This is a genomic window from Mordavella massiliensis (assembly GCF_016901695.1).
GTDB classification, from domain to species: Bacteria; Bacillota; Clostridia; order Lachnospirales; family Lachnospiraceae; genus Claveliimonas; species Claveliimonas massiliensis_A.
Genome location: NZ_JACJKS010000123.1, coordinates 1 through 219, shown reverse-complemented (window position 1 = coordinate 219; position 219 = coordinate 1). Strand labels below are relative to the sequence as shown.

The 219-nt window shown below is 47.5% G+C and carries 1 pseudogene; it reads right to left on the bottom strand.

Annotation, left to right across the window (positions count from 1 at the left end):
- Nucleotides 1–219 (bottom strand): annotated as a pseudogene (locus H6A20_RS13390) (hypothetical protein); the annotation flags it as partial.

The following is a 219-nucleotide window of genomic DNA, read 5'->3' as shown; positions in this document are numbered from 1 at the left end:
CGTACAGGTTCTCTTTCACAGTCATCCTGGAATACAGATGCGAAATATAAAGCAGAAACCGCAGCGGGAGATTCGGGTTCTTCGTGGACTGATGTTCATACAGCGACAGTCTGCCGTCGATCAGAAAGGATACATCATTCTTCATCGACATGTAGATGGCATTCTCCAGTGTGTTGATCTCAAGCAGTTCCGGATCCGCGTAATGTTTCCCTGTGATGG